General features: G+C 46.8%; 26 protein-coding genes. 8 read left to right on the plus strand and 18 right to left on the minus strand.

The features are described from left to right. Positions 1-153: 153 nt before the first annotated feature. The 9 genes from AT705_RS10365 to AT705_RS10405 all read right to left on the minus strand — a co-directional run bounded on the left by AT705_RS10365 (position 154) and on the right by AT705_RS10405 (position 7620). Entirely contained in the window at positions 154-423 is a 270-nt protein-coding gene (locus AT705_RS10365) for a hypothetical protein (protein WP_228553276.1), read from the minus strand. 53 nt (positions 424-476) lie between these two features. Then, entirely contained in the window at positions 477-1115 is a 639-nt protein-coding gene (locus tag AT705_RS10370) for a DUF4178 domain-containing protein (protein WP_058796534.1), read from the minus strand. A 68-nt stretch (positions 1116-1183) separates the two neighbouring features. Then, complete coding sequence (locus AT705_RS10375; protein WP_010383728.1) at positions 1184-1873, minus strand: PspA/IM30 family protein; 690 nt, start codon at positions 1871-1873, stop codon at positions 1184-1186. Positions 1874-1888: 15 nt separating this feature from the next. Continuing rightward, positions 1889-2302 (minus strand): DUF2170 family protein, encoded by a 414-nt coding sequence (locus tag AT705_RS10380; protein WP_010383729.1) that lies wholly within the window; start codon positions 2300-2302, stop codon positions 1889-1891. Between the two features lie 80 nt (positions 2303-2382). After that, complete coding sequence (locus tag AT705_RS10385; RefSeq protein ID WP_257721223.1) at positions 2383-4119, minus strand: polyamine aminopropyltransferase; 1737 nt, start codon at positions 4117-4119, stop codon at positions 2383-2385. 3 nt (positions 4120-4122) lie between these two features. Further along, complete coding sequence (locus AT705_RS10390; RefSeq protein ID WP_010383731.1) at positions 4123-5022, minus strand: DUF350 domain-containing protein; 900 nt, start codon at positions 5020-5022, stop codon at positions 4123-4125. Between the two features lie 24 nt (positions 5023-5046). Further along, a complete protein-coding gene (locus tag AT705_RS10395; RefSeq protein ID WP_058796536.1) occupies positions 5047-5997 on the minus strand; it encodes a hypothetical protein in 951 nt (316 codons plus the stop codon). A gap of 302 nt (positions 5998-6299) precedes the next feature. After that, positions 6300-6746 carry a hypothetical protein gene (locus AT705_RS10400; protein WP_058796537.1) on the minus strand — a complete coding sequence of 149 codons (447 nt, stop codon included), beginning with the start codon at positions 6744-6746 and terminating at the stop codon, positions 6300-6302. 91 nt (positions 6747-6837) lie between these two features. Next, the gene (locus AT705_RS10405; RefSeq protein WP_058797973.1) at positions 6838-7620 is read right to left on the minus strand and encodes a sporulation protein; all 783 of its coding nucleotides are present in this window, start codon (positions 7618-7620) and stop codon (positions 6838-6840) included. A 751-nt stretch (positions 7621-8371) separates the two neighbouring features. On the opposite strand from AT705_RS10405, the gene AT705_RS10410 reads away from it, so the two are divergent. Next, entirely contained in the window at positions 8372-10198 is a 1827-nt protein-coding gene (locus tag AT705_RS10410) for a hypothetical protein (RefSeq protein ID WP_058796538.1), read from the plus strand. A gap of 301 nt (positions 10199-10499) precedes the next feature. Here the strand turns inward: AT705_RS10410 and groL are convergent, their stop codons facing one another. The 3 genes from groL to AT705_RS10425 form a co-directional block, all read right to left on the minus strand. Next, positions 10500-12149, minus strand: a complete 1650-nt coding sequence (gene groL, locus AT705_RS10415; protein WP_010383738.1) for a chaperonin GroEL — start codon at positions 12147-12149, stop codon at positions 10500-10502. A 60-nt stretch (positions 12150-12209) separates the two neighbouring features. Next, positions 12210-12497, minus strand: a complete 288-nt coding sequence (locus AT705_RS10420) for a co-chaperone GroES (protein ID WP_010383739.1) — start codon at positions 12495-12497, stop codon at positions 12210-12212. A 163-nt stretch (positions 12498-12660) separates the two neighbouring features. Next, on the minus strand, positions 12661-13164 hold the full coding sequence (locus tag AT705_RS10425; RefSeq protein WP_058796539.1) for an FxsA family protein: 504 nt from the start codon (positions 13162-13164) through the stop codon (positions 12661-12663). Between the two features lie 174 nt (positions 13165-13338). Between AT705_RS10425 and cutA the strand changes: the two genes are divergently transcribed. From cutA to AT705_RS10455, 6 genes are all read left to right on the plus strand, one after another. After that, positions 13339-13659, plus strand: coding sequence for a divalent-cation tolerance protein CutA (gene cutA, locus AT705_RS10430; protein WP_010383742.1), 321 nt, complete (start codon positions 13339-13341; stop codon positions 13657-13659). Continuing rightward, on the plus strand, positions 13659-15488 hold the full coding sequence (locus tag AT705_RS10435; protein ID WP_157576734.1) for a protein-disulfide reductase DsbD: 1830 nt from the start codon (positions 13659-13661) through the stop codon (positions 15486-15488). Before cutA ends, AT705_RS10435 begins: the two co-directional genes overlap by 1 nt. A gap of 236 nt (positions 15489-15724) precedes the next feature. Beyond that, positions 15725-16186, plus strand: coding sequence for a type II 3-dehydroquinate dehydratase (gene aroQ, locus AT705_RS10440; RefSeq protein WP_010383744.1), 462 nt, complete (start codon positions 15725-15727; stop codon positions 16184-16186). A gap of 19 nt (positions 16187-16205) precedes the next feature. Continuing rightward, positions 16206-16670, plus strand: coding sequence for an acetyl-CoA carboxylase biotin carboxyl carrier protein (gene accB, locus AT705_RS10445; RefSeq protein ID WP_058796540.1), 465 nt, complete (start codon positions 16206-16208; stop codon positions 16668-16670). 21 nt (positions 16671-16691) lie between these two features. Further along, positions 16692-18032 carry an acetyl-CoA carboxylase biotin carboxylase subunit gene (accC, locus tag AT705_RS10450; RefSeq protein ID WP_058796541.1) on the plus strand — a complete coding sequence of 447 codons (1341 nt, stop codon included), beginning with the start codon at positions 16692-16694 and terminating at the stop codon, positions 18030-18032. 226 nt (positions 18033-18258) lie between these two features. Continuing rightward, entirely contained in the window at positions 18259-19086 is an 828-nt protein-coding gene (locus AT705_RS10455; protein WP_237113822.1) for a DMT family transporter, read from the plus strand. A gap of 11 nt (positions 19087-19097) precedes the next feature. On the opposite strand, the gene AT705_RS10460 is transcribed toward AT705_RS10455, so the two are convergent. From AT705_RS10460 to AT705_RS10475, 4 genes are all read right to left on the minus strand, one after another. Next, positions 19098-19604 carry a DUF2489 domain-containing protein gene (locus AT705_RS10460; protein WP_058796543.1) on the minus strand — a complete coding sequence of 169 codons (507 nt, stop codon included), beginning with the start codon at positions 19602-19604 and terminating at the stop codon, positions 19098-19100. Between the two features lie 3 nt (positions 19605-19607). Beyond that, positions 19608-20183, minus strand: coding sequence for a Der GTPase-activating protein YihI (gene yihI, locus AT705_RS10465; RefSeq protein ID WP_049866239.1), 576 nt, complete (start codon positions 20181-20183; stop codon positions 19608-19610). Between the two features lie 22 nt (positions 20184-20205). Beyond that, a complete protein-coding gene (locus AT705_RS10470; RefSeq protein ID WP_058796544.1) occupies positions 20206-20856 on the minus strand; it encodes a class I SAM-dependent methyltransferase in 651 nt (216 codons plus the stop codon). Positions 20857-21504: 648 nt separating this feature from the next. Next, on the minus strand, positions 21505-22137 hold the full coding sequence (locus AT705_RS10475) for a c-type cytochrome (RefSeq protein WP_058796545.1): 633 nt from the start codon (positions 22135-22137) through the stop codon (positions 21505-21507). Between the two features lie 370 nt (positions 22138-22507). Here AT705_RS10475 and yihA point away from each other — a divergent pair, with 370 nt between their 5' ends. Then, the gene (gene yihA / locus AT705_RS10485) at positions 22508-23152 is read left to right on the plus strand and encodes a ribosome biogenesis GTP-binding protein YihA/YsxC (RefSeq protein ID WP_040644572.1); all 645 of its coding nucleotides are present in this window, start codon (positions 22508-22510) and stop codon (positions 23150-23152) included. Positions 23153-23186: 34 nt separating this feature from the next. On the opposite strand, the gene AT705_RS10490 is transcribed toward yihA, so the two are convergent. Both AT705_RS10490 and AT705_RS10495 read right to left on the minus strand, forming a co-directional pair. Continuing rightward, positions 23187-23717: a DUF1285 domain-containing protein gene (locus AT705_RS10490; protein ID WP_058796546.1), complete on the minus strand. Its 531-nt coding sequence runs from the start codon at positions 23715-23717 to the stop codon at positions 23187-23189. Next, positions 23710-24273 (minus strand): YceI family protein, encoded by a 564-nt coding sequence (locus AT705_RS10495; protein ID WP_058796547.1) that lies wholly within the window; start codon positions 24271-24273, stop codon positions 23710-23712. Before AT705_RS10495 ends, AT705_RS10490 begins: the two co-directional genes overlap by 8 nt. Between the last annotated feature and the right edge of the window lie 428 nt (positions 24274-24701).

Raw genomic sequence — 24701 nt, forward strand, 5'->3', positions numbered from 1 at the left:
TCCTGCCTGCTATCAGAGCCTGCCATGCCTTTTTCGGTGTCCTGCTGTTTGTGGCCGTGTTTGTTGTTACTCACTGCGTCATCAAAGTACAGCAGGTAAACCTGTGGCGCATCAAACATAGCAGCATAACAAACCAGCCCAGACGCGCTTAGGCTAAGTGCCCTGCGCGTCTGTATAGCGATTGATCAGTAGACTGGCAACCTGTTGCTTAACCGCACGCTTATCGTCCGGGTCAACGCCAAAGCGCTGAGCCAATAAAGCAATTTCTTCATCGGTGAGATTAAACGACAGGCGTTGCCTAGTTTTTTTCGATTTAACTTCTAAATCCAAAATCTTGCGGATCATATCCGACGGCGTTAGCTCTTCATCTATTGCCTGCTTTTTCAAGCTTTTCTGAACTTCTGTCGTTAAGTCAAAGGCCATTTGGGTGGCCCGCAACGCCCGTTCCTGACGTTGCCATTTGGCTTGTTTATCCGTCACGAACCTGCCCCGGGAAATAACTCCACAATATCACTGAGCGGTCGGGTAAGCGTCAGGGAAACTTCTGTCTCACCTCCGTCCCAGACTTCAATATTGATACTGTGTTTCTCATCAGGCGATATCAGCGCTATCACCTCACAGACAGCGCCACTTTCGTCCTGATAACGTGGCAATGTACGTCCGCGGTAGTCCTGTTCATAATAATAAGCCACATAAGGGGCTTCACTTTGCTGATAACTCTGTCCCAGGAAGCGCTCAAAAGCCGCCGGCTTTGAGTGTGTTTCGAGCTGCGTCAGAGATTCTTCATCGAAGATACGAGCAAACTCATCGAGGGTAAATATCGCATCCACATCATCGCGCTGGATCTTCACCGAAAAGTTAGCAAACTCTTCACCATCATCCTGCTCAATCTGCAAAAAAACCGCTTTACCAGACTCTGACTCCAGCACAAACTCATAGTCTGCACTGTGCTGGTATTGATATGTCTGCACTGCGGTGACCTTGAGTGTCTGGCCTTTTAGCCAGTCAGGATAAGCAAATGAATCAATCACCGTCAGCATATCGCCGACACGCAGATCGCGGGCATGGTCAAGCTGGCGCTCAGGGACCTTCTTAGATTTAAAAAAACCAAACATAACTCACCTTTTAGAAATTAGAGCAAGCAAAAAAGGAGGCCAAGCCTCCTTTTTTCACTCCGGCCGCATTACTTTGCTTGTTTAGCCTTAATGCGGTCCAGAATATCATTGCTCTTTTGGGTTGTACCTATGCCCGCTTCTGCCATCTTGGCTTTCAGATCGGCACCTGTTTCAGCGGCTTCCAGCTCTTTGGCAGCGGCCAGCTGGTCTTGTCTGTCCAGCTGACGCTGCTTAATACGCTCCAGAGACTGACGTGCATTGACCATAGATGACTCATTGGTGTTGAGTGTACTGTTTACCGCCATCGTGGCTTTTTGCACGCTTTCTGTGGTTTTCACCATAGTCAGTTGGCGTTGATTTTCTTTGATCGACTTTTCTGCATCCTTCACCTGCTGCTTAAGCAGAATTACATGTTTAGTAAAGCCATCCAGCACTTGCTGATGCTCTTCTTTCTCTGTTTCAAATTCACCAATTTTCTCGGCAATTTCTACCGCCAGTGCCTCATTCCCCTGTTGCAATGCCTGACCTGCATAGTCTTCATGCTCGGCAATGCTCTCGTCCAGTGCTGCCAACTTACGTTTGGTTTGCATTTCTTTCGCCATCACTTCAGTCAGGCTTTTCTTGGCTTTCGCCAGTGCGTTTTTCGCATCAGCAATTTCTTGCTCAAAAATACGGATGCCGTTGGCATCGACAATCGACTCACCCACTTCACGGGCACCGCCACGCACTGCGGTAAATAATTTCTTTAAGATACTCATCTCACTTCTCCACTATTAATCTTTTAAATACACAGTCACAGCATCCAGGGCTTCGATGGCATTGTCTGCCAACGTGACCAGTTCGTGCGTTATCTCATCGATGGAGGAGGAAACAGCCAGTGCACCAAAGATAGCGTACTGTTCATCAATTTTAGCAAACGCACTCAAAGGGATCGGCACATTGAGTTTTAACAATGCTTCATTTAACTCGTTCAATAACTCAGGCTTCACTTCATTTTCATTAAACAGGTAGCTGATACACACCAACTGCTCTTCGGTCTGAGTGACAAAGATCGGTAATTCGTCATTTCCCTCAACAATCACTTGTAATACATCCTGCTCACCTTCATTTGCGATCAGGAAGGATTCGAAGTTAGCACCTTCAGTTTCAAATGATGCCAATTTGATTGATAACTCGTTTAATTCCATCTTTCTTTACCTTTTCGTTTTGACATATTATGTCTGAGTTAAGATTTGCATGTGCGACATAATATGTCAACACTGTTGCGTTAATTTTTATACAACTCATCTTCCGTTTGCCATGCCTGACGATAATAATCGTACAGTACGCCAGTTCCTAAGCGATTGACCTCAATCTCTTTATTCCTGTCAAAAAAGTGATTTGGAAAGACAAAAGAGGACAGTAAATATTTTTTGCTGACCCAGTTGCTGGCAACCGGCAATGCTTCAACTGCTGCAATTCTTGCACTGGCTGGCTGACCGGTGGGAGTTGCAATGGTCCATCCCCACTGTCCAAATGAAGGAATATTCTGCTGATATTGTTCAACATGGCTAAATCCAGCCTGTTTCACCGTTTTTGCAATACTGATGAAGGCGTTTTTAGCGTGATAGGGAGAGGTAGACTGGATAGCCAGCGCGCCATCCGGTGCGAGCAATTGCCTGACATGGTTATAAAAGTAATCGCTATACAGTTTGTTCAAATCCGGATGATTGGGGTCCGGTAGATCAATGATGATGGTATCAAACTGCAGACCCCGATCCAGCATGCTTTCAATTTCTAAAAAAGCATCTGCCACAATGACTTCTGCTCTGGGGTCATTCAGTGCATTCTCGTTCAGCTGAACAAGCTTGGCCGTGATCTCTGGGCGAGATTCAAATTCCTGCCCCTGCAGCCCAAATAGCGACAGTAACTGACCATCCAGATCGATCAGGGTGGCACTGTGCACTGGCCACTTAAGTACATCACGCAACGCCAAGCCGTCCCCTCCACCAATGATCAACACCTTGTCGTGCCGGTTTGATGCCAGCATGGCCGGATAGACCAACATAGTATGATAGATTTGCTCGTCTATTGATGAGAACTGTAAGCGGCCATTTAAAAATAAATCATTGATGGGCGCAGACTGTGTCCGGCTGAGGCGCTCTGTGATCACCACATGCTGATACTTAGTTGACTCTGAATAAATCACTTTGTCTTTGTATAACACATTACTGAGATCTTTCATCCATCCGCTACCTTGGTGCAAGATGACCGCGAAGATGGCCAACAATAAGAGATGACAGATCAGTAATAATTTGGCAAAGCGTACAAACGCAAAGTAACGCCATAAAAAAATCAGTCCGGCCACGATATTGAATAATGCCGTCCAGGCAGCAGCTTGCATAATCGGTAAGGCCAGCATGATCGTCACCCAGATAGCTGCCCCTACTCCTGCCCCGATATAGTCAGCGCCATAAATGGTGCCCGCATTATTTTCTAGAAATCGACCGTATACCTGCTGACGGATACGCGCAATTAGTGGAATTTCCATACCGATCAAAATACCGAGAATAAGCCCAAATATATAAGGTAAAAAGCGGGCAAAATCCTGTAGTAACTGGAGAGGCCTGCCATCGAGTATGCTGTCAGGCGGCAGGTTATAAAGCGTAGAGAGCGTATGTGGTAAGGTGTAGGTCAGTGCAATAATACTGGCAATGATTAAAATACTGCTCATGCCTAATAACGCAATCACACTCTCCAGCCAGGCAAAGGCAGTGAAAGGGTCTTTAAACCAGCGTGCTAAAAATGCCCCTATCCCCATGGCCACTATCATAGTGCCAATCATGGCATAAATGGCGCTTTCCACCGAACCAAGCACCCGGCCTGCGTAATGTGAAAGCAGGTATTCATAGATCAGACCACAGCCGGCCAGAATGGCCATAACACCGATCAGTAACACATCGTGACCAAACAGCGACATGCTGCCGGTCACTTTAGATTGAGTTGGCGGTACCGATACGCTCAAGAATTACGCGCCTAACAAGGTGGCCATGGTTACACCCACAGCAAAAGAGACAGCGGCCGAGATGGTTGCCACACCAATGTTCTTTTGACGATTAACTTCATCAGAGATATCAGTGCCCGCCAGGATCACCTTGATCATCACCAGGTGCAACAAAGCAAACAACACTATGCTGCCCAGTGCAGCAATACTCCAGTAAATCAGGCTACTTGCCATATTGTCGGCAACATAGGGTGCCAGGCCAGACGCCGCAGTGAGCGCTAATGCTGCACCAATAAGAAATCCGGCATAACGGATCCCGACCGCGACATTGTTATCCAGGATAGCTTGCTGCAAACAGTCGCCGTTACGATTGGTACGCTTAAAAAGCTGCACACGATATTGGCTCACCAGCAACATACATACATTGCCAATGACAAAGGCCACAACCACGATTGGCAAGCCGTACCAGCCTTCAGTCAGCACCCAGAGTAACGCTGAGCGGATCACGATGGCGACACTGACCACATGACCAAAATCAATCAAGGCAGAGGTGATATTGCCTTTAATGATCTCGCTGTGTAGATCGACTTTACGCAGCGCCACTTTGTCCTGAAAAAAGTGGCCCAGCTTGATCAGCACAATACCAACCAGGCCATAGCCCGCCATTTGCATCGCCTCCTGGGTCAGTGTACTGGCAAAGGCGCCACTGGTGATCCCCGTCAATACAATGGCCAGTCCGGTTAGGCCACCGGCAAAGCTCAGACCAAAGGCAAAATTGTCTCGCTCGGTAATTTCATCATTGGCATGCAGGTTGGACACCCACCCTTTGATATATTTTAAACTCACGAACAGGGCAATGATCACCGCCATATCGATGAGAAGTGCCTGTAATGTCCAGGCTGTTAATCCGTTAAATTGATACATGTGTTAACTCCGCTATCTGATGCGCTACTTGCCCCGGCTCACGCCGCGAGAGGTCCGGTTTGAACTATTGCGAATTGAGCCCGAGCCCGAGCCCGACTTGGCTCTCGAGTAGCTGCTTCGCGATACTGCTGATGGGGTATGACTGGCACGGCTAAGGCCCGAAGCGCCTGCCTTTCTTTTCGCATAAGGACTGGTAAATTGTCGCCCCTGCCGCTGGTATGATTGCCGTGTACGCTGCTCTATTGCGCTTTGACGTTTATAGCCCTGATAACTGGTGTAGCGTTTACGGCCATAGTCGCTGTAATAGCTGTATTTACGACGTTTGCTCCAGCTATCATATTCAACATCTCCCACCAAATCACCAAGCATCCGGTACATGCCATACCACATCCAGAAACTGGTGCCGTTAGAGTTGGTTTGCCATTCGCCGTAGTTGGCATTACCAACCAGTTGGTTCCCTACAGCAGGTTGACCATTACTGGCAGCCTGCTCTGCAGACTGGCTAATGGCACCAACCCGAGCCAACGTCCCATTGGACATATCGGCAAGTACGTTAATTGGATCGGTCAAAGCATCATTAAACAGGCTCAAAGAAGCGGCTTCTTTGAGTAAAACAGCCTGTTCGATGATGTCATCACTGCTCATGCCCGGTTGGGGAGATTTCAGCGCCTGATAGCGAGAAAGTAAGCTCTGATACAAAGGACCACCGCTGGTTGCATCCTGTGCAACCAGCTGAGCAATATTGTTCAGTTGCGGATTTTGCTGGCCCAGCACATTGCCATACTCAACCAGGAGATTAGCATTGCGCACTTGGTTTTTATCCAGCGCATCACCTAAGGTGTTAATCGCACGGGACGCGTCCTGAAGTGAGTGGGTAATTGTCTGCTGGATGCGTTCCTCTTTCGACTCACACCCGACCATTAAAAACATGATACAGAGCAGACTTATCAGTTTCCAAACTTTAAAATCGGACATTCATTGTCACCTAATCTACCTTGATACGAATTCAGGTTTTCTATTCTACATAATTGCGATGGATAACCAAGCGACAAAATTAGTTCAGGCAATAAACAACATATCCCGGTTGCCGATAAAACCTATTTTAGTGGGCCATACCCTTGATTGGTCATATTAAAATGGTGGAAAAATGCGACAGACGAAAATGTAATATATTGGTGATAAAACACTCCGCTCGTCTTATATAGTGCGAAGCGAGCCTGGCAAACATAGTATGTGGGCACCATAATGTTGCCCACAGCTAAGGTATGTATAACATACTAGAAAGTGACCAACACCTCTACATCATCGCCTGAATACAATGCGGTATAATTGATGATTGCAGGCTTTTCACCGCCCGGACTCATCATATTGGCACTACACCAAACTTTTTGTAATGCAGTGTCCTCGGAAGACTGAGCAATCTCAGAATATTGCAAATCTTGTTGCTCAACAGCCTCATCGACAGCATCCAGCACCGTTGCCAACTCGGTTGAACGGCCTTTCACTTCAACCGCACGCTCGTATGTGATTTCGCCAGATTTACCGGCTTGTGCCAGCATCACCTCAAACAACTGTGATTTAACTTCATCTTTGACGATATCATGAACCAGTTCCATCACATCTTCATCGTCACATTGGGGTAATTCTGTCTGTTGTGAGTCGCTGCCACATGCAGCAAGTAGTAATAACGTCGGGATAGTTAGCAAAGAAGTGAGTGCTTTCATTATAGTCCTTATAATTATCTATAAAATAGTTAAATGCCTGCGGCATAACTGCCGTGTTGTATGCCGCGGGCCTGGCAATAAAACCTGTCCGTTAACAGTTATCCTCGAGCAGGTCATAAATCAGATCTTCCAGGTCCTCCAGACTATCTTCGTCGATAACCAGGCGAGCTTTAGATTCATCTAAATCGAGTGCTTCGGCAAAAAAGCCTTTGAAGCCCCGAGCTTTGCGATCAATTTCAAAAATGACTTCCAACTGACTGCCACGATTGAAAAAGACAATCTCTACTTCATCGAAACGGCCATGGAATTCGCCGGCAAAGGTTTTAAACTCCAGCTCCTGTACGAATGGCAGACGAGAGAAGGAAGCCTCTTCAATACCTTCACAGTCCGATTCATACAATTTGAAACCCAGTTCTTCCATGCTATCGATAACGGCTTGTTGCAGGGCGGTTGGAACAACGCGGATATAATCTCGGTCGGACTTATCCAGCGCCATGTCGATGTCCAGATTGGTGGCAATCCAGGTTTGAGACTCACCGACTGTGATAGGCGTTTCCAGGTCTAACTCAAATGCAAAAGGAATATGCTTTTCATCATCTGGCTCAATGGTAAAACGCTCATTAATGCGAAACTTGGCTAAGGTGTGTTGCTTAGTCACCGTTTCCGACTCACCTTCATTGTTTTCTCTTTCAATGGTGTAAGTACACATCACTTTGAGATCGATTTTGTTGATCTCCTGAGCGACTTTACCTCCATTAATTTTAACGGTGCCGGAAATTTCCTCGCCAGGTGCAACCTGATGGTGATCTAACAATGTGTCGACTTTTGCCGCGCCAATACCCACAGCGCCAAGTGCTTTTTTGAAAAAAGACATATTCATCCTTATTGATCTTATTTCCCCTCTGTCAGTGAGGGTTTTCAGCATCGATTATAGAAACGAATATAAAATCGTCAACCTCAGTTTTATTTCAAAAATTTGACCACAAAAAAACCAAAACCAATAAATACTTAATAAACAGTGACCTTCTATCTTATATTCACATAGTAGCAGTACAAACAGAGAGATATATACAACATTAAGGTGAGAAATAAACAACCCAATTTTACGCCCTCTATTTAGCTATTAATTTATTTATATTCATTTCATTTCGCATGAATCCATTTATACCTATCTATTCAGAGATATCGCACATTTAAGATCAACATTTTCTTCATGCACTTCGTCAATACAGGTGTCACTCCCCCATTACTGCACCAGCTCTTGAATAGAACTTCGATTAACATAAGAAGGAAGTTTTACGATGAGGCAAAGCAAGCTCATCGAGTCACACATTGTTGCCATGACCAAAGTAGCTGAAGCTGGTGTTTCGGTGCCTGAGAGTGCGCTTGCCTCTTTGGAACATAATCAAGAACACTGAAATACACCATTCACAGTCACAATCAGCACGACTTGAACCTAAGTGGTTGATATTTTTATACCTTACAAACAAGTCTAGTTAACTTTGCAATAAAAAATGAACTGAAAACCTTTACATAGTATGTTTTTTGATCAGCACTGTATATTTTATACCATTGACAGCGATGTCAAAAACAAACAATTTCGATACAACATGAGAGACTAACATATGCAAAAAATACATCTTCACTCTATTTATAGTGCGCTGTTGCTCAGCATAAGCACTCAAGTATCAGCAATAAAAACTATTGACTTGGCTCAATATCGCCAACTATTGCCAACTCACAATGGCAATGTGGATTACCGTATTTTGCTCGCCGACAGAATAACTGTGAATTACCATTGTGAGATCATAGAAACTCCTGACGGAGGGTATGATATTGATAGAAAAGGTTGTAATAAACCTGGTCAGTTTTACCACATTGATTGGTATGCTGAGTTTCCACACGAGATAAACCTAAGCGTACGAGGTATTCCATCCTCGAATACGATCACCGAACACAAGCTGTGGGCATTAGCCTTTGCCCATGCCAGTGCGTCGAGCCGTGTACAAATGCAATACGGCTTAAAAAAGGGCCCAAATGGTACTTTTGATTTATCCCGACCATTCGCGACAAGTGAACTATTCGGTGACTATTTTGAACGACAAATGAATCCAAACTACTTTGTATCAAAAGGCCTACAAGAGAGCTCCCTTGGTAAGGATCTGCCTGGTGGTGTTGAAGAAGATGATGGCGTGCTACAAATCGAATACCCTGGCAGCGCTTGGTCAGAATTGCAGGGCGTTGTTGGAGGAGGGTTCCCTATTCCGTTTAAAAACCTTGATCCAAAAACAGTATTAAGCTCACATGCGGGACCGGCTCGCAATATACTCGGCTCATCTTTGAGCAGTGGTTTTTATAACGGCTCTGCACTAGCAATAGTAAGTGGTTCTTTACCTTGGAACCAAGGTTCTGACTCCTCTCAAGATTCAATGCATCTCTTTTTACAACAATCTAAAGATCCTGACGCACTGTCTATGCTTATGTCTTTTATGTACAACCGAGGGCCTTATGCTGCAAAAGATCAAGTACTACGCTCACAGGACGTTTTTGATCACTGTGTGGAAATTGAACAAGACTTAGAAGACGATTGGACTTGTTTTCACAAACAAAATGACTTCGGCGCCCGCTATATTAGACAGATCCCTGATGTAACTAACACGCTTTCTCAAGCCGCGCGCCAGGGAAGCAGCTATGACACACAACTAAGTTGGATTGATATAAATAACTATCTAGAGCTATTGCAAAATTATGGCTTTTACTCGCAAAAGAACATAGATAAAGCTAAATCTGCTGCTAAGGCCATTTTTGATAACATTAGTACGGATAGCTTAATCTCATATCAAAGCCAATTCGGTAAAATCCTAGAACATATTATTACTAGCCTCCCAATTTACGAATTAGGCGAAGGCGGCCCGTACGATCAACAGGGTAAAAAACAGTTCTACCTTTACAATGAGACACAAAAAACGGTACTTGTTGTCGCCAACAATGAAGCTGGCCAATGCGATGTGAATGAATTTGTCTTGTCAAAAAATAAAATTGCTGTTGATATCAAAGGCCAATTCACGCAATTTAATGTCAGTGATGGAGCATTAAATTGTATAAATGAAGCGAATGATGCGCTTGCAAAACTCAAAGCGAGTACTGATGAAAGCTATATATCATTAAGTGCTCAACTCAAGTTTAGTATGACTGGCGGTCAGCAGTGTCAATTTGAGCAAGGACCACATACACCTCCTCCTCCTGTAAAAGATGGCTATTGGGATCCTAGCCAACTATATGACCAACCCGGTAACACCGTTATAGACGCACTCGACTGCCATGAATATAGCAATGAGTGGTACGTTGTTGGGGGACCTGCACCGAGTAGAGCTTTCGCCGAGGATCTGTGGGGAGCATGGAGGCGAATCTCACAACGCCCGAACGCAACCTGTTTGAGCGATAAATCTTAATTCAGGAACTTTTGATATTATTGTAAGTGCTTAGCACTCATCATTGAGGGGATTGTTGCATAAAACAATTAGATTGGGCCGGATTTAATGTCGTTCATATCCAAGATACGACCAAATGCTTCTTCGTGAGAGTGTCGGCTTCCTGGCACTAGGCACTAGAAGCAATACAGGGAACTTATTCGACACCCCATTTTATCCCCCTAAAATGATGAAGCTTTAGTACATTTCAGATATAAAAAAACCCTAACATCAATGTGTTAGGGTTTTTCTAAAGCGTGTAGTGCTTAGGAGATGATGTTTATCACATCATGCCGCCCATGCCACCCATTCCGCCCATGCCGCCCATGTCTGGTGCAGCTGCTGCTTCTTCCTTCGGGATCTCAGCAACCATGGCTTCTGTGGTGATCATCAAACCAGCTACAGACGCTGCGAACTGCAGTGCAGAGCGCGTTACTTTAGTTGGGTCAAGAATACCCATTTCGATCATGTCGTCGTATTGACCGTTAGCTGCGTTGTAACCATAGTTACCTTCGCCGCCTTTCACAGCGTTAACAACCACAGAGGCTTCATCACCTGCATTTGATACGATTTGACGAAGTGGTGCTTCCATCGCGCGTAGCGCAACTTTGATACCGTGGTTCTGATCTTCGTTGTCGCCAGTCAGAGATTCGATCTTGCTCGCAACGCGAACCAGTGCAACACCACCACCTGGTACCACACCTTCTTCAACCGCTGCGCGAGTTGCATGTAATGCATCTTCAACGCGGTCTTTCTTCTCTTTCATTTCAACTTCAGTTGCTGCACCGACTTTGATCACTGCAACACCGCCGGCCAGTTTAGCCATGCGCTCTTGTAGTTTCTCTTTGTCGTAATCTGAAGTGGCTTCTTCGATTTGTGCTTTGATTTGTGCAACACGGCCGTCAATGCCTTCCTGCTCGCCCGCACCATCAATGATAGTCGTGTCATCTTTAGTGATAACAACGCGCTTTGCAGTACCCAGGTCTTCAACTGTTGCTTTCTCAAGCTCCAGGCCAATCTCTTCAGAAATAACCGTACCACCAGTCAGGATAGCGATGTCCTGAAGCATTGCTTTACGACGGTCGCCAAAACCTGGCGCCTTAACTGCTGCAACTTTTACGATGCCGCGCATGTTGTTCACAACCAGAGTTGCCAGCGCTTCACCTTCCAGGTCTTCTGCGATGATAAGCAGAGGCTTGCTGGTTTTTGCAACCGCTTCCAGCGTTGGTAACAGTTCACGGATGTTAGATACTTTTTTGTCAACCAACAGGATGTGTGGGTTGTCCAGTTCAACCTGGCCTTTTTCAGCATTGTTGATGAAGTAAGGAGACAGGTAACCGCGGTCAAACTGCATACCTTCAACAACGTCTAATTCGTTTTGTAGTGACTGGCCTTCTTCTACAGTGATAACACCAGATTCGCGGCCTACTTTTTCCATTGCTTCTGCAATGATGTCACCGATTTCTTTGTCAGAGTTTGCAGAGATAGTACCTACCTGAGCAATCGCTTTAGCATCTGAACAAGGAACAGATAGCGCTTTAAGCTCTTCAACCGCAGCAATCACTGCTTTGTCGATACCACGCTTCAGGTCCATCGGGTTCATGCCCGCAGCCACTGATTTAAGGCCTTCGTTCACGATAGCTTGTGCCAGTACCGTTGCAGTCGTAGTACCATCACCCGCCGCATCGTTTGCTTTAGACGCCACTTCTTTCACCATTTGTGCGCCCATGTTCTCGAACTTGTCTTCCAGTTCGATCTCTTTTGCAACAGATACACCATCTTTAGTAATGGTAGGCGCACCGAATGACTTATCCAGTACCACGTTACGGCCTTTTGGACCCAAAGTTACTTTTACTGCGTCTGCCAGTACGTTTACGCCTTTAAGCATTTTAGTGCGGGCATCGCCTGCAAAACGAACTTCTTTAGCTGCCATGATATTTATTCCTCTAAATTCTTTCGATTAACCGTTAAATGTTGAGTGCGACGACCGGGCTTATTCTACGATGCCCAGAATGTTATCTTCGCGCATGATCAGATATTCCTGACCTTCGATTTTTTCTGTTTTCTCAACGTACGAGCCAAACAATACTGTGTCGCCCGCTTTAACTTGTAATGCTCTCACTTCACCATTGTCCAACACGCGGCCGTTGCCCACAGCAACCACTTCACCACGGGTTGATTTTTCAGCGGCAGAACCAGTTAAAACGATACCGCCAGCAGACTTAGTTTCTTCTTCAAGACGCTTAACAATAACGCGATCATGTAAAGGACGAATGTTCATGTGTTTAGTTCTCCTAACAGTTTCTGAACAATGACAGAATACATAGTGTAGATGTTTGCCCGCTCAACCTTATCCGTTGATAAGGGGCTAACTAATTAATACTTAAGTTGCTTCACTTTATGGGGATGGGCAAAACAAAACCCAAGCATTTTTTTCAATTTTTTTAGTCCTTGCGCTTAAACTCACCTTCTAATGTGGTATTCCCTTCACCACGTTCCGGCTGCACATGCGCAGACGTACGACCGGCAAACGGATCGAACTGCTGTTCCTGCTGTGCCGAGTGCTGGCTGAACATGCTTCCACTTTGCACCTGTACCGTAGCACGCTGCAACAGGGCTTTTGCCAGCTTCTGACGAATGGCAGGTGTAAGCAACATAAAGCCCAGTACATCCGTCATAATACCCGGTGTCATTAGCAATACACCGGCAATGATCACACAGATCCCGGCAAACAGATCACTGGCAGGCAGCTGACCTTGTGCCATTTGTTGCTGCACATTTGCGTAAGCACCCAGGCCTTGTTGTTTTACCAAACGTGCGCCCAATACCGCCGTCAGGATCACCAGCGCCAGTGTGGCAAATCCGCCAATGATGTCACTGACTTGCAATAACAGGGCTATTTCAGCGATGGGAATAACAATAAAGAGTAGAAAAAGGACTTTAAACATAAGATCTCCAAAATAACTGAAATAGATGTATGGGTCCTCGGGTCTTATTTCAAGCCCGTGCATCTGGCACTGTAAAGTACGCGACCAATGCGATGAAAGAGCAGGTGAAGCGCTTGGGATACCCAGCATGTTTAGTTACACTAGAGCAAATTTAGCTCAAGTGAAAGGATAACCATGGCGACGCCTTACCGATTGGTCATGACGACCTGTGGCACACAAACGCAGGCGCGTGATATTGCCCGGCAGTTGGTGACAAATAAACAAGCAGCCTGTGTGAACATTTTGCCAAGCGTTGAGTCCATTTATATGTGGCAGGGCGAGGTCACTCAGGACAGCGAGTACAAGTTGATGATAAAAACCCATGTCGACTTTGTCACTGCTGTTATGGAGACCATTCACCGCCTGCATGCCTATGATGTGCCTGAAATACAGGTCATCGAAGTTGGTGCAGGATCACGGGACTATTTTAACTGGATTGATGAGGTACTGAATTAATGCGAATGCTGACGCACGTTTTACCCAGCGGCATACTGGCCGTTTTTATCAGCCTATTTATGCTGATGAGCCCTGCCATTCAGGCGGCTGGCAATGCCACTGTGCTGGATAGCTTACTGGCGCCCAAACAGCAAACGTTTTTACCGGTCGATGAGGCATTTAAATTTGACTTCGATCAGCAGGGCAAAGTGCTCTTTACCGGCTGGGATATAGCCCCCGGCTACTACTTATATAAGAAGAAACTGGAGATCATTGCCAAAGGCGCTGACATCATTGTACCCGAATACAACCAGGGTGAAATGATAGAAGATGAGTTTTTTGGTAAAACCGAAGTGTACTTTGACCAGTTTGCGGTGATCTCCCGACTCAGTAATATCACCGACGGTGCGGTGGTCAAAATACGCTATCAAGGCTGTGCCGAAGCGGGGCTATGCTACCCGCCAGAAGTGATCACTGTTCCTTTAACTGCTTTAGTCAGTGCCGATGATGATGCAACCCCACCCGCCACCAAAGCAACCAGCCAGCCGGATGTCTCCTCTGGTAATGACGACGACCTGAGCTTCACTGAACGTCTTGCGCAGCAATCACTACTCACCAACCTGGCGGTCTTTTTTGCGGTTGGCGTGGGTCTGGCCTTCACCCCTTGTGTCTTCCCGATGTTTCCTATCCTGTCTAGCCTGATCGCCGGACAACAACATCTGTCGACCAAAAAAGCCTTTAGCCTGTCTTTTGTTTATGTTCAGGGCATGGCGGTAACTTATGCAGCGCTGGGTCTGGTCGTAGCCTATTTTGGTGGCCAGGTGCAGGGCTATCTGCAACATCCCGCGGTGTTGATAAGCTTTAGTTTACTGTTTGTGTTACTCGCCTTTGCGATGTTCGGCTGGTACGAAATCAAACTACCCAGCTCCATGATGAGCAAGCTGACTGAGATCAGTAATCAGCAAAGTGGCGGCAACTATGTCGGCGTGTTCTCCATGGGTGTGTTGTCAGGCCTGATTGCCTCACCATGTACTACGGCCCCTTTGTCTGCAGCCCTGCTTTATGTTGCTCAAAGTGGCGACTTTATGGTGGGCGGCCTGACACTGTACGCGCTAAGTCTGGGTATGGGTCTGCCACTACTGTTGCTTGGTACCTCAGGTGGTAAGCTACTGCCTAAAGCCGGGGGCTGGATGGATCAGGTTAAAACCCTGTTCGGTTTTGTCATGCTGTTTGTGCCTTTGATCCTGCTTGAGCGGATCCTCAACTTTAACATTATTCTGGGCATGGCATCGGTGCTGGCAGTGGCAACCGCTTTGTATTTGCATCACTGGCAAAGTGGACAGGCACAAGGTAAAGGTAAAACTGTACTTTGGGCAATGGCAACCAGCTTGTTTGTCGTCGGCTTGCTCACCGCAAGAAGCGTGGTTTTTCCGGATACTAACACTGCCCCGGTGAGCATTGCGCAGAATGAAGACAAGCAAGATTTCCGACTGCTGGACGACCTGGCTGCACTGAACGTTGCAATCGAGCAAGCCAACAGCAAAGGCAAAATTGCCATGGTGGACCTATATGCAGAATGGTGTGTGGCCTGTAAAGAGTTTGAGAAATACACTTTCCCAACTGAGCAGGTGCAGACCCAGTTTGCCTACTTCGATACCTTAAAACTCGACCTGACAGAAAGTAACGACACCACCATAGAGATCATGGAAGCGTTTACTGTGTTCGGTCTGCCCAGTATTTTGTTCTTTGATGCGCAGGGCAATGAGATCCCCGAACTGCGTGTTACCGGGTTCCAGGACGCTGACGAATTCGCCGCGCACCTGGAAAAAGTACGTCAATACGTCCTGTAACCTGCCTTTTTAGCGAGTGTTCCGCTACCCAGACACAGAGGCCTGAAGATTTGCCTCTGTGTCTCGTCTCTTCTTATGCTGATTAGACCAGTATTTTGCTGCTATTTACCTTGAACTCTCTATAATAGTTCGCGAACGTGAGAAATATTTGCTATTTACTGTGCATACGCTTAAGTTAACAAGGTCTTTGCTAATAAAAGTCGCTTTGTTTTCTAAATAAAGGAATTTCACGCATTATGTCTACAAATTTAAAGATTTTAGTCCTGAATGGCCCAAACCTGAATATGCTGGGCCGACGTGAGCCAGATAAGTACGGCACCCGGACCTTAAAAGACATCATGCAGGACCTCACGCAGAGCGCGGTAAATTACGATGTTGAGCTGAGTCACTTTCAAAGCAATAGCGAAGCCGAGCTGATCGATCATATTCACGCACAATATGATCGTGTTGATTGCATCATTTTCAATCCGGCGGCATTTACGCACACCAGTATTGCGCTGAGAGATGCCTTATTGAGCGTCAGCATCCCGTTTTATGAAGTGCATTTATCAAATGTCTATGCACGCGAGCCCTTTCGTCACAAGTCCTACTTTTCGGATGTGGCGCAAGGGGTAATATGTGGATTAGGTGCGCTGGGCTACGAAGCGGCATTAATGGCCGCCGTAGCCAAGCTGCGCAAACAAGATAACTCAAATTAACTAACAGGCGGGTCAAGTTATGGATATTCGCAAGATCAAGAAACTTATCGAATTAGTAGAAGAATCAGGCATTGCAGAGCTGGAAATCACCGAAGGTGAAGAGTCTGTACGTATCAATCGTCACAGCAGCGCTCCGGTTATTGCTCAGCCACAGCAGTACTCAGTACCAACCGCAGCGGCTCCAGCACCAGTAGCAGCACCAGCTGCGCCAGCCGCTGAAGCACCGGCAGCAGCAAATAACACGCCAGCTGGCCATCAGGTGAAGTCACCTATGGTTGGTACTTTCTACTCAGCTTCTTCACCAACGGCTGCTCCGTACGTAGAAGTAGGCTCAAAAGTCAACGTAGGTGACACACTGTGTATCGTTGAAGCGATGAAGATGATGAACCAAATTGAAGCTGACAAAGCCGGTGTTGTGAAGGCGATCCTGCTTGAGAATGGCGACGCGGTTGAGTTCGATCAACCTCTGTTCATCATCGAATAATGCCCCTGGAAGGTTAACACTATGCTAGATAAAGTAGTCATTGCAAACCGAGGCGAAATTGCGCTTCGCGTATTGCGTGCCTGCAAGGAGCTGGGGATTAAAACAGTTGCGGTCCATTCGACTGCCGACCGTGACCTCAAACACGTGCTACTTGCAGACGAAACCATTTGTATTGGTAAACCCGCCGCCAGTGAAAGTTACCTGGATATTCCACGCATCATTGCTGCAGCTGAAGTTACTGATGCCGTTGCCATTCACCCAGGCTACGGTTTCCTGTCTGAGAATGCAGATTTTGCCGATCAGGTTGAACAGAGCGGCTTTATCTTTATCGGTCCAAAGGGCGATACCATTCGTCTGATGGGTGATAAAGTGTCAGCGATTGAAGCAATGCGCAAAGCAGGCGTCCCTTGTGTACCAGGTTCAGATGGTCCGCTAACGGATGACAATGAGCGCAACGTACAGATCGCGAAGCGTATCGGTTACCCGGTGATCATCAAAGCTGCCGGTGGCGGTGGTGGTCGCGGTATGCGTGTTGTACGTTCTGAAGAAGAGCTACTTGACTCAATCGCACTGACGCAAACTGAAGCCCAACAGTTCTTTGGTAATGGCATGGTATACATGGAGAAATTCCTTGAAAACCCACGCCATATCGAAGTACAGGTACTGGCTGACGGACAAGGCAATGCTATTCACCTGGGTGAGCGTGACTGTTCAATGCAACGTCGTCACCAGAAGGTTGTGGAAGAAGCACCTGCACCTGGTATTACTGCAGAAATGCGTAAGTTCATTGGTGACCGTTGTACGCGTGCATGTATTGAGATCGGCTATCGCGGTGCAGGTACGTTCGAATTCTTGTATGAAAATGGTGAATTCTACTTCATCGAGATGAACACGCGTATCCAGGTAGAGCACCCGGTGACTGAAATGGTAACTGGCGTTGACCTAATCAAAGAGCAGCTGAAAATTGCTGCAGGTCAACCCTTGTCTATCACTCAGGATGATGTTGTGATCCGTGGCCATGCGATTGAGTGTCGTATCAATGCTGAAGATCCGGAAAGTTTCATTCCGTCTCCAGGCAAGATCACACGTTTCCACCCAGCCGGTGGATTGGGCATTCGCTGGGACAGCCATATTTATGCTGATTACACAGTGCCGCCGCATTACGACTCAATGATCGGTAAACTGATCACTTACGGTGAAAACCGTGACGTGGCCATTGCCCGAGCGCGTAACGCTTTGAATGAACTTGTGATTGACGGTATTAAAACTAATACCCCGCTACATAAGAAAATTCTGGCGGACGAAAACTTCCAAAACGGTGGCACAAACATCCACTATCTGGAAAAGAAACTGGGCCTGTAAGCCCGTTTACGCAGGGGCCAACGTGCTCCTGCGTGTCTCCCCCCTCTGCCCCTCACCTGGCCACTTTCAGAACCCACACTCTATTTCTCATTGCATCAGGGCGTCTGTTCAGCCACTTTAAGACTATCATTTCTTTCACCCGCAGACTGGAAGAGAACTTTATGCAATAACCAGCTTTATCCGTTTGATCTGTCTGGCAGCAATATGGGGCGGTTCATTTTTGTTTATGCGCATTGCTGCGCCGACCTTTGGCCCTGCTTATTTGATTGAATTCAGAGTGAGCTTTGCCGCACTGGCGTTGCTCGTGATAGCCTTGTATCTGAAGCAATATCTGCATTTTCGCGCCCATGCCCGTCACTATTTTATTTTGGGTTTGCTCAATACTGCGCTGCCTTTCGTGCTCTTTGTCTATGCTGCACAAACCCTGACGGTTTCGATGTTGGCAATTTTAAACGCCACGGCGGCCATCTGGGGCGCCTTAATCGCTTTTTTCTGGCATAGAACACCCCTTAGTGCCAAATCCCTGATCGGCATGGTGTTGGGAGTATGCGGTGTTGTCATCTTAGTTGGCTGGGACCAGACACTGATCTCAGAGAAGCTGATTTGGTCGGTCCTCGCAGGTGTACTTGCTGCGGTCAGTTACGAGATTGCGAGTAACTATGCTAAAAATGCGCCCCAGATCCCCGCATTTGATAATGCCCATGGCAGCATGTGGGCGGCCGTCGTCTGGCTACTGCCACTGCTTCCTTTCGTACCCATGCGGGCGGTACCAGATAGTACCGAGATCTCTGCCGTGATCGCCTTAGGTGTGATCTGTACCGGCATTGCTTACTTATTATATTTTCGATTAATTTCAGAGGTAGGCGCGGCTTCTGCGCTATCGGTTACTTTCTTAATCCCCTTGTTTGGGATTATCTGGGGCTATTTGATATTAGACGAGCAGGTTGGGCTCAATACATTAGGCGGGATGGTGCTGGTATTAACAGGCACTATGCTGGTGACGGGTTTTTCACCCGCCACCTTGCAAGCAGAGCGGACTACGCGCTCTCAGTAGAGCATACATGGCTACTGAAAGACCACGTTTTCACTGCCCGGTAAGGGCTTAAAACGACTCAGTAGCTTTTCACAGTCTTCCAGGATCTGTACTTCAAGACGCTCTTCAGCACGCCAGCGCTGAGCATCCATTTTGTAGATCTCTTTCTTACTGTACTTTTTACGCGCTTCATGGGTTGGCATTTCTTTGACTTCTTCGTACATCTCATGCACACCCGGATAACTCTGACTCAGCTCAATTTCTTCATCGAAGCTGTACTGAGACATCAGTACCCACACGCGTAAACAGCCCTCAGAGTACTCACACTGTTTCTGCTGCATCGCTTTGGCGATAAGGTTGATACTATCGGATAGCTTAGCATTTCGTTCCTGACGAGAGCGCGCCAGCTTCTCTTTTTGCTCCTGCTGCAATTTTGCTATCGTGTCTTTCTGAACTTTCAGCTGCCACAGCAGCTTGCCGGCATAAAAGGCCAAACCGGCAATGATCAACGCGCCTACCACAATCGCGGCTATCCACATAGTTTAACGCTCCTCGTCTTCGTCTGTTAACCATTCATCAGCCAGATCATTACTCATCCACTGATCCAGCTCATCTTCCTGAGCCATATCGGCTTCTTCAAACTCATCATCAATGCCCAGTAACTCGCATAACGCCTGGTGACGAGCCACCGACTTATTGAAGTACTTGGCATCTTTGCCTGTCAGTAGCTCACCACGCTCATGACGCTCTAGCAGCGCCATCAGACGCTCATCATTTTCCAGCTGCCGCAGCTCTTCTTCCGGTGTTAATGTCACCTGCGTCACTTTCTTCAGCTCCACCTGAGGCTTCAGATCACGATTTAACTTCGGCTGACTTGGTTGCTGTGACTGAGGGACCAGAGCAACAGGCTTTTTACTGCCCGCACGCGGATCCTTTTTACTGCCCGTGGTTTGATTCTCCTCCACTTTGGCTTCCTGTGCATTACGCGAGCCAGGCTTTTTACCCTTCTGCTTTTTAGAACGCTGATCTTTCAGTGCTCTGAGCTCCTGCAGCTTTTCTTTGCTGAGCCTGGGAGTACCTATATTACCCACTTTACGGGATTTTTTCTTTCTCGTCATACTAGTCTTTACTCATTCTTCGCTATCGCTTAGTCAAAATGATGACATCATTGCCGATCACTTCAACCTGGGTATTAAATTGCTCTGCAATATAGGCAAACGTCTCCCGACTAAAAAACGCAATATGGGTTTGATCGTTTTTGTAGTGCCAGGTTGCAAAGCGTGCCTGATCTATCACCAGTTTCGTCATCAATGCTAAAGGTGCACCAGGTTTCAACATGGTTAACAGCCTACGCAGCACAGTGCCTGGCTGAGCCAGATGCTCGATCACTTCACTACACGTGATAAAGTCATACTGGTGGTCCAGCACTTTGGGATCATCGGCATAGTATAAATCATAGACGGCCATCCGATGTCCTGCCTCAGTCAGCATTTTTGCCAGTAAAGGGCCAGGACCACAGCCGAAGTCCAACCCGGATTGCGCAGCTGGCAAGCGGGCACACAACGGCTCAGCCAATCGGGATAAAAACCGTCTGTAGCCAGGATCCGTCAGGCTATTTTCATGGCTGTCGTAAATGGCTTTTTCCTGCTCAGCGCTCAATCGCTGTTCGGGGGAGACAGATACCAGCTTGCAACGCTGACACTGCCAGTAGTCTCTGAATTTGTCCTGATGGTAATGCGTCAGTGAGTCGCCTTCACAAAGGCCGCAACGCCATGACTGAGGATTTTGCAACTGAGATAAACCGAAATGCCTTAAAAGCCGTATTGTAACAGCAATCAATTAGTGAACAAATATGCACGAAAAAATAAAAAAGCGGCAGAGATTGCTCTCTACCGCTTACTAATCTGAGCGTCACAAACTGGACACTTCTCCCTTCGACTTTTAAGTCATTGTTATTTTTATTGTGGTATCTTCCGTTTTGTTTTTGTTGTCACTTCCGTGAACACTTTCCATATTGTTATTGTTATCAAACTTCCAATGCATTTTTTATTGTCGGTCTTCCTGACACTTTCTTAATCATCCTGTGTATTCACAACTGAATACTTAACTCTGCCACCGACGCTTCCGATACGAATTGTCCCTGTTTTTGTATTATCTGGCGACAACGAATAATCTACGCCGATCTGAAACAGTTACAACTAAACAATAACAAAATTATTACCTGAATATTTTGAAACAACATCAAATCAATTTTATTACAATAGGTTACAACTGAACACAAAATGAAATTAAGTCAAGTCGTACAGATCATATAGGTATATATCCTACACCGTCATTGAGATATATCTCACAATCCGAGATCAAAAAAAGGCAGCTCAGTTGCTGCCTTTTTTACAATACCCAACGTTTACACTGGGTTAGTTTTTCGTCTATAAGACTTTAGTGCAGGCCACCCAAGTACTTAGATAAAACTTCGATGTCTTTGTCAGTCAGTTTCTTTGCGATATCGCTCATCATTCCGTTTGGATCGTTGTTACGATCGCCGCTGCGGAACTTTTCAAGCTGTGCCTTGATGTACTCAGGGTGCTGGAATGAGATTTTCGGGAACTTAGACAGTGACGTGCCATTACCACGTGGACCGTGACACGCAGCACAAGACGGAATACCGCGCTCTGCATCACCGGCAGTGTAAAGCTTTTTGCCAACTTCAACTACATCCTCTGGTGTAGTGCCTGAAGACATTGGCAGAGACGCAAAATATGCAGACAGGTCTTTCATGTCCTGATCAGACAATGGCATTGCCATACCGCTCATCACAGGATCCATACGCCCTTCTTTACCACCAGACGTCATACCTAGCTTGAACTCTTTCAGTTGCTTATAAAGGTAGTCGGCGTGTTGGCCGGCGATTTTCGGATACATAGTAACAGGAGCATTGCCATCCGGACCGTGACACGCCGCACAGGTTGCAGCTTTTGCTTTACCGGCTTGCGCATCGCCATCAAATGCCGCGACGTTGCTGGCTGACAAGGACCCTAGCAACATAGTTAAAGTTAATGCTATTTTTTTCATGGTAAATTCTCTGTTTCCGACCCTGTAATTTTGACCCCAGCCGAAAAAGCCTCGTTTCTTTTACTGCGTGGGCAAATCTTATTTGAGACCGACTGACCAAGCTTGCTAAATGTGCACTAATTGGCACAGCCAAAGTCAACGGACTCGAGTTTTACGTTGCAATTGCTACATTCTACACGATATTAATTTCTCTGGCACGTTTTCTGCTCACATTAAGCCCATAAATTATAGGGATTTGACCTGGATTAAGTTTCCCATCCAGGGCATAGCGTAAAAACTCACCTAGGGTGAAGATTTTATCGGCTTTTGCTTTAGCAACCAAGTATAATAAAATAGACAATAATGAGATCAATCCCCTTGAGGAGTCGAAGTGCTAAAATCCCGCATGCCGTATAACCGTGCTCAGTTTGTAACGAGTGCCCCAGATATTTCCCGATTACCCGCCGATACCGGTATTGAAGTAGCGTTTGCTGGACGCTCCAATGCGGGAAAATCCAGTGCACTGAATGCTCTGACTGATCAGAAACTGGCACGGACCAGTAAAACGCCGGGCCGTACTCAGCTCATTAATACTTTCTCGCTCGACGAAGACAAACGCCTGATTGACCTGCCCGGTTACGGCTTTGCAAAAGTACCGCTTGAAATGAAGAAGAAATGGCAAAAATCACTGGGCGAATACCTGCAAAAACGACAGAGTTTGAAAGGTATCGTGGTATTGATGGATATCCGTCACCCACTGAAAGACCTGGATATGGACTTAATCAACTGGGCCGCTGGTAGCGATATTCCGGTGCTGGCACTATTAACTAAGGCCGATAAGCTCAAGCAAGGTAAGCGTAAAGCAGAGGTGCTGCAGGTGCGCAAAGCACTGGCTGAGCTCAATGCAGATATCACCGTTCATGCGTTTTCGTCGCTCAAAGGCCTCGGGCTCAAAGAACTAGCCTGGCAGTTGGACGACTGGTTCCTGGGGCCATACGTCAAAGAAGAGGCAGAGCAGGATACCCCTTCGGCATAGTCATAAGACTCACAGGCTACGTCTCTGACGTAGCCTAGCCAATCACAAATGACGTATTTGCCGACGTCAACACAAACTCATCACCCCGAGACTGAGCCAACTCAGCCCACTGATAATAGACAGAACGACTAATGCGTGCAGACAAACCATAATTGAGCATCAAATACGGAACTGGCTGACCCTGATAGGGTTTGAGCATCAAGGGAAACTGACTGCAAACAGGCCATAACCGGCCCAGGTTATCCTGTGCAATTAAAGTCGTCGACAAGCCCAAGGTTGGGGCCAGGTTACAATACTGCCAGCTCACAATCACAAAGGGGCTATCAGCGACTTTTACCGGGCACGTCTCAGCGGGTGATTTGAGCAGGTACTGACCCTGCTCATAACACAACACACTGGCGAACAGCCTGACCAGCCCAGCTCGGCTGATCGGTGCGCCGTCGTGAAACCAGCGACCTTGTGTATCAATTTCAAACGCGCCGACGCCACATTCATCCGCATGCCAGCACCCGGTAGGGGCATGCTGCGTAACATAATGCTCGATCAGCGCCTCAGTCTTACTCACTGAACACCAGATTAAACGTGACAGGTACCGCAGTGGCAATGGTATTCAGACCGGCAACCTTGCGTAGCGCTTCAATACCCGCATCCAGACCAAAATCGCGGCTGTTGATCAGTACGGCACGCAATGGGGTCACCTGAAGTTGCTGAGCGCCTTTGTTGACCACCAAATCAACGTTCAGTATGGCAACCTGGCCATGCAAAGCGAGCGTGACGGGCACTTTGCGAAGGATCTGTGCTCCCGGCTTTAACGCTTTTAAGTACTGACTGACATTCGCCGTGATCTTGGCTTCAGGAAACTTAGCCACGTTAAACAACATTTTTTGCATGCGCTCATTGCGAATAGGGATAAGGCTTTCAATGCTGCTCAGATCTAATCGCAAATCCAGTTTGCCGGCTTTATCAATAGAGCCTGTCAGTAGTTTAAAGTGGTGGTTTTCGGCAACACTGCCCGCCTTAATTGAAGTAAAGCTCACATCGCTGTGTGTTGCATCCAGTTGCCATGCCTGGGCAAACTGAGCGGACAAGCCAAGAACAGAGAAAAGAAAAGGTTTAAGCATGACGTATTCCTTGAGAATGAAAACGCTCATATTAACTGTATATCTTGAGAAGATGCAATGGCGGTGTCCCTAACAATGGCCTGGCTTCTGGCGGGCTTATTTGCAGATTTCGGGATGAAATAAGAAAAGAAAAATCGGCTCGCACCATTCACATTGCGAGCCGTTATAGCAATCTGGGGAGAAGCTATCAATACACTGTATCTTCACTAGGAGAGATACATCATCAACAGGATGTCCTACAGGAAGAGGACGCGCGCACTGTAGCAAATCACTTGGGGGAAATAAACCATCAAAAGCAAGTTATGCGCCAATTTGATATTTTTTAAACATCAGGCTGCGCATTTTTACCTCTGAGTTACACCAGATACATTTGCAAGGCCCGCCATTACTGGGATCTTAGCAATAAAAAACACGGCCGGGGCCGTGTT

This window comes from Pseudoalteromonas rubra, assembly GCF_001482385.1.
GTDB lineage: Bacteria > Pseudomonadota > Gammaproteobacteria > Enterobacterales > Alteromonadaceae > Pseudoalteromonas > Pseudoalteromonas ardens.